Annotated in this window: 5 protein-coding genes; 2 read left to right on the top strand and 3 right to left on the bottom strand. The window is 70.7% G+C overall.

What is annotated here, in order from left to right; genetic code table 11:
* Nucleotides 1-244: 244 nt before the first annotated feature.
* The 3 genes from VR45_RS07575 to VR45_RS07565 form a co-directional block, all read right to left on the bottom strand.
* Nucleotides 245-1,582 (bottom strand): MFS transporter, encoded by a 1,338-nt coding sequence (locus tag VR45_RS07575; RefSeq protein WP_234325873.1) that lies wholly within the window; start codon nucleotides 1,580-1,582, stop codon nucleotides 245-247.
* Nucleotides 1,583-1,711: 129 nt separating this feature from the next.
* Complete coding sequence (locus VR45_RS07570; protein ID WP_045938887.1) at nucleotides 1,712-2,794, bottom strand: inositol-3-phosphate synthase; 1,083 nt, start codon at nucleotides 2,792-2,794, stop codon at nucleotides 1,712-1,714.
* Between the two features lie 128 nt (nucleotides 2,795-2,922).
* Nucleotides 2,923-3,621, bottom strand: a complete 699-nt coding sequence (locus tag VR45_RS07565; protein WP_045938886.1) for a PadR family transcriptional regulator — start codon at nucleotides 3,619-3,621, stop codon at nucleotides 2,923-2,925.
* A 352-nt stretch (nucleotides 3,622-3,973) separates the two neighbouring features.
* Here VR45_RS07565 and VR45_RS49980 point away from each other — a divergent pair, with 352 nt between their 5' ends.
* Both VR45_RS49980 and VR45_RS07555 read left to right on the top strand, forming a co-directional pair.
* The gene (locus VR45_RS49980; RefSeq protein ID WP_052708913.1) at nucleotides 3,974-6,781 is read left to right on the top strand and encodes a transglycosylase domain-containing protein; all 2,808 of its coding nucleotides are present in this window, start codon (nucleotides 3,974-3,976) and stop codon (nucleotides 6,779-6,781) included.
* A gap of 190 nt (nucleotides 6,782-6,971) precedes the next feature.
* Nucleotides 6,972-8,510: a glycosyltransferase 87 family protein gene (locus VR45_RS07555; RefSeq protein ID WP_052708912.1), complete on the top strand. Its 1,539-nt coding sequence runs from the start codon at nucleotides 6,972-6,974 to the stop codon at nucleotides 8,508-8,510.
* Nucleotides 8,511-8,519: the final 9 nt, after the last annotated feature.

Below are 8,519 nucleotides of genomic sequence, written 5' to 3'. Positions count from 1 at the left end.
CGGGGGCGGCGGTGCGCCGTAGCCCGCGGGCACCGGCTGGGGCTGGCCGTACGGCTGGGGCACCGGGGGACCGTAGGGCTGCGGCGCGGCGCCGTAGCCAGGAGGCGGTCCGTACGGACTGGGTGGTGTGCTCATCAGATTGTCCCCCGAGACAGAGTGCTGCTGCTGCGACAGATCTGACGTACCTTAGCGACTCGCGACGACGCCGCCGGGGCGCAGGGGCCGCCCGGGCGGACGCCCGTGGTCAGCGGGCCGGGTCGCCGGGGAGCGGGCCGGTGCGGCGGGCCGCGCGCAGGTAGAGCGCGGCCGAGGCCGCGTACACCAGGGAGACGCCGGCCACGACCGTGACCGAGCGGCCGGAGAGCGGCAGCACCAGTGCGGTCACCAGGGCGGCGGCCACGAAGGCGACGTTGAAGAGCACGTCGTAGATGGCGAAGATCCGGCCCCGGAACTCGTCCTCGACCGATTCCTGCACCACGGTGTCGGCGCAGATCTTGGTGCCCTGGGTGACCACGCCGAGCAGCAGCGCCGCGATCAGACAGGGCACCAGGTCGAAGCCGAGGCCGAGCGCGGGCACGAAGACCACCGGGGCGGCCAGGCAGAGCGTCATCCAGCCGGCCAGCCCGAGCCGGCGGCTGCACCAGGGGCTGATCACCGCCGCGATGAAGAACCCGGCGGCGGAGAGGCCGACGGCCTGCCCCAGGGTGGCCAGACCGGCCGCGCTGTCCGCCGGGTCGTTGAAGGTGTACCGGGCGAGCATCACCACGACGACGATCAGCACGCCGTAGCAGAACCGGGCGGCGGTCACGGCGGCCAGCGCGTGCGCCGCCGGGCGGCGGTCCCGCACCAGGTGGGTGACGGCGGCCCGCAGCTCGCGGGCGGCCTGGGCCAGGGCCTGGCCGATCGCGGGTCGGCCGGGGTGGTTCCCCGGGCCGAGCAGGTCCTTGTCCATCCGCAGCGCGGCCAGCGCGGCGGACAGGTAGAGCAGCGCGGCCAGGCTCACCAGGGCGGCGTCGGCCCGGGGGCCCGGCGGCATCACCTGGTGCAGCAGGAAGCCGAGGCCGCCGCCGCAGGCCGCCGCGACGGTGCCCAGGGTGGGGGAGAGCGCGTTGGCGGTCACCAGCTGCTCGGCCCGCACCACCCGGGGCAGCGCGGCGGACAGTCCGGCCAGGATGAACCGGTTGAGCGCGGTGACCAGCAGCGCGGAGGCGAAGAAGAGCCAGGTCGGCGCCTGGGCCAGGAGCAGCCCGCCGGTGAGCAGGCCGAGTCCGAAGCGGGCCAGATTGCCCAGGTAGAGCACCTGCCGGCGGCGCCAGCGGTCCAGCAGGACGCCGGCGAAGGGGCCGATCACGGAGAACGGCAGCAGCATCACGGCCAGCACCGAGGCGATGTCGGCGGGCGAGGACTGCTTCTCGGGGGAGAAGACCACATAGGCGGCGAGCGACACCTGGAACACGCCGTCGGAGAGCTGGGACAGCACCCGGGCGGTCAGCAGCCGGCGGAAGTCGCGGCCGCGGAGCAGGCCGAAGAGCGTGGCGCGGTGCGCGGCACGGTGGGTACTGCCGTTCTCGGTGATCGCCACCCGCTCAGGGTGCCATGGATCAGGGCGGTGTTTCACGTGAAACATTCGCCGGGAAAAGGTGAACGGGCCCGCGGTCGTGGACCGCGGGCCCGTTCGGTGCTCAAAGACTCAGCACGGGGTGGGGCGAGCTCAGCGCTCGACCTCGCCGCTGATGAACTTCTCGACGTTCTCGCGGGCCTCGTCGTCGAAGTACTGGACCGGCGGGGACTTCATGAAGTACGAGGAGGCCGAGAGGATCGGGCCGCCGATGCCGCGGTCGAGGGCGATCTTCGCGGCGCGCACGGCGTCGATGATGACACCGGCGGAGTTCGGGGAGTCCCAGACCTCGAGCTTGTACTCCAGGTTCAGCGGGACGTCGCCGAAGGCGCGGCCCTCGAGGCGGACGTACGCCCACTTGCGGTCGTCCAGCCAGGCCACGTAGTCCGAGGGACCGATGTGGACGTTGTTGGCGCCCAGCTCGCGGTCGCGGATCTGCGAGGTGACGGCCTGGGTCTTGGAGATCTTCTTGGACTCCAGGCGCTCGCGCTCGAGCATGTTCTTGAAGTCCATGTTGCCGCCGACGTTCAGCTGCATGGTGCGCTCGAGGACGACACCGCGGTCCTCGAACAGCTTCGCCATCACGCGGTGCGTGATGGTGGCGCCGACCTGGGACTTGATGTCGTCACCGACGATCGGCACACCGGCCTCGGTGAACTTGTCCGCCCACTCCTTGGTGCCGGCGATGAACACCGGGAGGGCGTTCACGAAGGCGACCTTGGCGTCGATGGCGCACTGGGCGTAGAACTTGGCGGCGGCCTCGGAGCCCACCGGCAGGTAGCAGACCAGGACGTCGACCTGGGCGTCCTTCAGGGCCTGGACGACGTCGACCGGGGTCTCGTCCGACTCCTCGATGGTCTCCCGGTAGTACTTGCCCAGGCCGTCCAAGGTGTGGCCGCGCTGGACCGTGATGCCGGTCGGGGGCACGTCGCAGATCTTGATGGTGTTGTTCTCGGACGCCGTGATGGCGTGCGCGAGGTCCTGGCCGACCTTCTTGGCGTCGACGTCGAAGGCGGCGACGAACTCCACGTCACTGACGTGGTAGTCACCGAACTGGACGTGCATCAGCCCGGGGACCTTGCCGGCCGGGTCGGCGTCCTTGTAGTACTCGACACCCTGCACCAGCGACGTGGCGCAGTTGCCCACGCCCACGATGGCTACGCGAACCGAACCCATTCCCGGTTGCTCCCTGTGATCTCATGAGCGCCGCCGAAGGTCGGCGGTGCTCGTCCTGCTTATTCGATGACTGCTGACGGGCGCATGACGCGCCCACTCCTGCCGCGCGGCACAGGGCTGACGCGGTCTCAGCGCTCCTGGGCGGAACGCCCCGGGCGGTCGTGCGGTGGCCCGGGCGGGTCCACGGACCCGTCCTCCTGGCCTCGGCCGTCCGAAGTCTGGGGTACTGCGGAGCCGGTCCCGCCGGCGGGCGCCCCGGTCCGGCCGGAGCGGTTGGCCCGCTCGGTCTCGATCAGCTCGTTCAGCCAGCGGACCTCGCGCTCCACCGACTCCAGTCCGTGCCGCTGCAGTTCGACCGTGTAGTCGTCGAACCGCTCGCGGGCCCGGGCCAGCGAGTTGCGCATCCGCTCCAGGCGCTCCTCCAGCCGGCTGCGGCGGCCCTCCAGGACGCGCATCCGCACGGCCCGGTCGGTCTGACCGAAGAAGGCGAAGTGCACACCGAAGTGCTCGTCCTCCCAGGCGTCCGGGCCGGCGTCGGCGAGCAGCTCCTCGAAACGCTGCTTGCCCTCGGCGGACAGCCGGTAGACGATCTTGGACCGCTTGCCGTTGAGCGCGGTGGCCGGCACGTACTCGACGTCCGGGTTGTCCTCGACCAGGAAACCCTGGGCCACCAGGCTCTTCAGACAGGGATAGAGCGTCCCGTACGAGAAGGCGCGGAACGAGCCGAGCAGGACATTGAGCCTCTTGCGCAGCTCGTAACCGTGCATCGGGGCGTCGTGGAGCAGTCCGAGGACGGCGAACTCCAGCACTCCTGAGCGTCTGCCCACTGCCTTCGTCCTCCCCTCTCCGGTCGGTCCGCGACCCGCCTCAAGCGGCGGTATGCCGTTCCGATGTATCGGCTCGATATATCGAGAACAGTAAGCCTGGGTCCGCGAACGGGCAAGGGGGACGCGCGTGAATGTGATCACAAGACGACGCGCGGGTGTGCTTGGCAACGGGCGTGTAATGATCTGTTGCCGTTTTGAGGCTATTGGAGATTGATGCCCGATTAGTTCGGATTCGGAGCTGCGTACGCTGTCGCGTGTGCACGAGGACCACCTCCGGGGTTAGGGCGGTTACGGGCATCGGACGTGGACCCTGCCTTCAGGCTCGACCGGCCTGGCGAGGAGTAGCTGGAAGATGAGCGAACGACGGCGCAGGTCGCCCGGCGGCGACGGTGGCCCGCCGGGCGGCGGCAACGGACGGTCGGAAGGAGCCGGGCGCGACGAGCTGGGCTCCGAGGGTCTGGGCCGACGGCGCCCGCCGGGCACGCGGGACACCGCCCAGCAGCCCCGGATGACCCGTGCCGAAATGCGGAAGGCCGCCCAGAAGGGCGGCCGTCGCGGTGCCGAGACGGCCGCCGCCGGCGCGGCCGCGGATCGGGGCGGCGCCCCCGGCAAGAAGCGGTTCATCGACTACCCGCGCTTCGGCAAGCAGGGCGTCCGCCGCTGGCTGCCCTCCTGGCGGCAGTGGCTGAGCGCCGTGCTGCTCGTCGCCGCGGTCTGCGTGGGGGCGGTCTTCTACGTCTACCAGAGCACCAAGATCCCGCCGCTGAACGCCCTGGTGAACGACCAGAACAACATCTACTACTGGGCCGACGGCACCGAGATGGTCCGCAAGGGCGAGACCAACCGGCAGATCGTCGAGCTGGCCGACATCTCGCCCAACCTCCAGAACGCGGTCATCGCGGCGGAGAACGAGACCTTCCGCACGGACAGCGGCATCGACCCCAAGGGCATGCTGCGCGCGGTCGTCAACATGGCCAAGGGCGGCCAGACCCAGGGCGCCTCGACCATCACCCAGCAGTACGTCAAGAACGCCTACCTGACCCAGGAGCAGACTCTCAGCCGCAAGGTGAAGGAGTTCTTCATCACCCTGAAGGTCAATCAGGAGTACGAGAAGCCCGACATCCTCAAGGGCTACCTCAACACCAGCTGGTTCGGCCGCGGCGCCACCGGCGCCCAGGCCGCCGCCCAGGCGTACTACGGCGTCAACGCCAAGGACCTCGACCTGTGCCAGAGCGCCATGCTGGCCGGCCTGCTCAAGGGCGCGTCGTACTACGACCCGACCATCAAGGCCAACCAGGCCCGCGCCGAGGAGCGCTGGAAGTGGATCCTCGACCGGATGGTGGAGACCAAGAACACCACCGCCGAGGAGCGGGCGAAGTGCACCGCCTTCCCCACCCCGATCAAGCAGGTCCCCTCGGCCAATATGAACGGTCAGATCAGCTACATGGTCGAGACCGCCAACAAGTACGTCATGGTCAAGGACCCGACGATCGACCAGCGGGCGATCGACAAGGGCGGCTTCAAGATCTACACGACCTTCCAGAAGGACAAGGTCGAGGCCCTGAAGAAGGCCGTGGACGACGTCAAGGCGGAGACCCTCAACGTCCAGAAGCGCCCGAACAACGACAACTTCGTCCAGTTCGGCGCCTCCAGCATCGTCCCCGGTGACGGCGCGATCGTCGCCATCTACGGCGGCGAGGGAGTCGAGAACGGGAACTTCGGCAACAACGCCGACGCCCAGGGCGTCCAGGTGGGCTCGACCTTCAAGCCCTTCGTGCTGGCCACCGCCATGCAGACCGGCGTGCTGACCGCGACCGACGACAAGGGCAAGCCCAAGCGGATCAACGCCGACAGCCGCTACCTGTCCGACGACCTCTCGGAGATCCGCAAGCCGGACGGCTCGCTGCTGCTCGGCGACGACGGCAAGCCCTACCGGCAGAGGAACGAGGAGAAGGGCAAGCGCGGCTACGTCTCGCTGCGGATGGCCATGCAGTACTCCTACAACGTGCCCTTCGTGCAGCTGAACCAGGACGTCGGCGGCCAGGCCGTGATGCAGACCGCCGAGGCGCTGGGCATCCGCAAGGAGAGCATCGAGAAGGAGTCGAAGACGGCGACCTTCCCGCTCGGCGTCTCCACCATCAGCCCGATCCGGATGGCGGACGCCTACGCGACCTTCGCCGCCAGCGGCAAGCAGGCCGAGCCCTACTCGGTCACCAAGGTCCTGGTGGACGGCAAGGAGCGGGCCGGTTTCGGCAAGCACGAGACCAAGCAGGCGGTGGAGGCGGTGGTCGCCGACAACATCACCGACGTGCTGGTGAACGTGGCGCAGAACGGTACCGGTAAGAAGACCAACACCCTGGGCCGCCCGGTGGCCGGCAAGACCGGTACCACCGACGAGAACAAGTCGGCCTGGTGGGTCGGCTACACCCCGCAGCTGGCCACCAGCGTGGCGATGTGGCGCGAGGACCCGAACGCGCACGAGCGGCTCTCGCTGAACGGCACCGGCGGCAAGGACTCGGTGCACGGTGGTGACGTCCCCGCGGACGTCTTCACCCGGTACATGAAGGCCGCGCTGGCCAACGAGAAGAAGCTGAACTTCCCGACCCCGCAGCCGGTCGGCTCGCAGGTCGACTCCTCCGGCGCGCCGAGCACGGCGAGCGCCGTGCCGACCCCGACCACGACCGAGACCGTGACGACTCCCCCGGTCGACCCGAACGCCGGGCAGCCGACCCAGCCGCCGGTCACCCAGGGGCCGGCCTGCGTTCCGGGTGTCGACTGCCCGGGCACGGTGCCCACCCAGCCCGGTCCGACCAAGACCAACCCGAACCCGGGCGGCGGGACGACCGGTGGTGGCGCCAACGGCGGCGGCACGACCGGTGGTGGTGGCACCAACGGCGGCACGACCGGCGGTGGTACGGCCGGCGGTGGCGGAGCGGCCAACGGCGGCGGCGCCAACGGCGGCGGTGGCACCACCCCCTCGCCGAGCTGCCTGCTCGGCCCGATCGGCTGCAGCACGCCGACCCAGCCGACCACGCCGACCCCGGACCCGGGCGGCGGGGCGGGCGGCGCGACCGGCGGCCCGACCAGCAAGCCGCCGAAGCCGTCCACCTCGCCCTCGCCGGGCGCCGGCAACGGCAACGGCAACGCCGTGGCGCCGTAGCACGCGGTGACCGAAACGGCGGTGGGGGCTCTTCGGAGCTCCCCACCGCCGTTTCGCCGTATTCGGAGCGATTCGTGCCGGTACCCGGGCCCCGGGCCGCCGCCCCGGGGCCGCTCCGGCCGTCGTGGCCCCGGGAAAAGGGGCAGGGTCCTCCTCGTACGGGCGGGCGGGGTGCGGCAGGATGTCCGCCATGACGTCCAGCACTCGTGAGGAAGAGGACCGGGTCGCGCCGGCGGCCGGTCCACAGGCCAACACCGTGGTGGTGCCGGCGGACGAGGACCCGGTCGCGGCCGCAGGCAGCGAGGTGATCGGCGGCCCGCCCGGGCGGCGCGCCCTGCTCGGCGTCTCCTGGTGGATCCCGGCCCGCTTCCTGGCGCTGGTGGTGATCGTGGTCTCGGTGCTGGGCATGGCGCAGAAGCTGCCCTGCTACAACGCCGCCTGGTTCCAGCCCGGCTCGCCGCAGTACGTGCACGCCTGTTACAGCGACATCCCGCACCTGTTCTCCGGGCGCGGCTTCGCGGCCGGACTGCACCCCTACGTGGACCGGATCCCGGGCACCTCCGGGGATCTGCAGTTCCTCGAGTACCCGGTGCTGACCGGCCTGTTCATGCAGGTCTCGGCCTGGCTGACGCCCGGCGGCGGCGCCCTCCAGGACCAGGAGCGCTGGTTCTGGACCATCAACGCGGGCCTGCTGATGGCCTGCGCGGTGGTCGCCGTGGTCGCGCTCTCCCGCACCCACCGGCGCCGCCCCTGGGACGCGCTGATGTTCGCCCTGGCGCCGGTGCTGCTGCTCAACGCCACCGTCAACTGGGACCTGCTGGCGGTCGCGCTGGCCGCCGTCGCACTCGCCTGGTGGTCCGGCTCGCGGCCGCTCTGGGCCGGTGTGTTCATCGGGCTCGCCACCGCGGCCAAGCTCTACCCGCTGCTGCTGCTCGGCCCACTGGTGGTGCTCTGCTGGCGGGCCGGGCGCGGACGCGACCTGCGGGCCCTGCTCGGCGGCGCGGTCGGCGCCTGGCTGCTGGTCAACCTGCCGATCATGATGGCGAACTGGCAGGGCTGGTCGACCTTCTACGTCTTCAGCAAGCACCGCACCGAGGACTACGGCTCGCTGTGGCTGATCCTGATGCAGAACCGCGGCGTCGGACTGGCGAACCTCGACACCTTCATCGCCGTCCTGATGCTGCTGAGCTGCGCGGGGATAGCGTGGCTCGGGCTCGCGGCGCCCCGCCGGCCGAGGGTGGTCCAGCTGGCCTTCCTGGTGGTGGCCGCGTTCGTGCTCCTCAACAAGGTGTACTCGCCGCAGTACGTGCTCTGGCTGCTGCCGCTGGCGGTACTGGCCCGGCCGCGCTGGCGGGACATCCTGATCTGGCAGGCCTGCGAGGTGCTCTACACCCTGGGCATCTGGTCCCACCTGGGCTTCGTCACCGGCGCCAAGCAGCACGGGGTCGGCGAGTCCTGGTACCACTTCGCGATCGTGCTGCACCTGCTCGGCACGCTCTACCTGGTGGGCCTGGTGGTCCGGGACATCCTGCTGCCGGACCGCGACCCGGTCCGCTGGGACGGCAGTGACGACCCGTCCGGCGGGGTGCTCGACGGGGCCCCGGACGTGTTCGTGCTCGGCAGCGCCCGCCGGCTGCGCGAGGAGGAGAGCTACGCCGGGTACGCGCCGGCCGGCCCCGAGGCGTGGCTGGAGGAGCCGCCCGCCGCGGAACCGGCCGAGAAGGTCTGACCGGACCGG

Source organism: Streptomyces sp. NRRL S-495 (assembly GCF_000966955.1).
Classification (GTDB): domain Bacteria; phylum Actinomycetota; class Actinomycetes; order Streptomycetales; family Streptomycetaceae; genus Kitasatospora; species Kitasatospora purpeofusca.
This window is presented reverse-complemented; position numbering and strand designations above follow the sequence as displayed.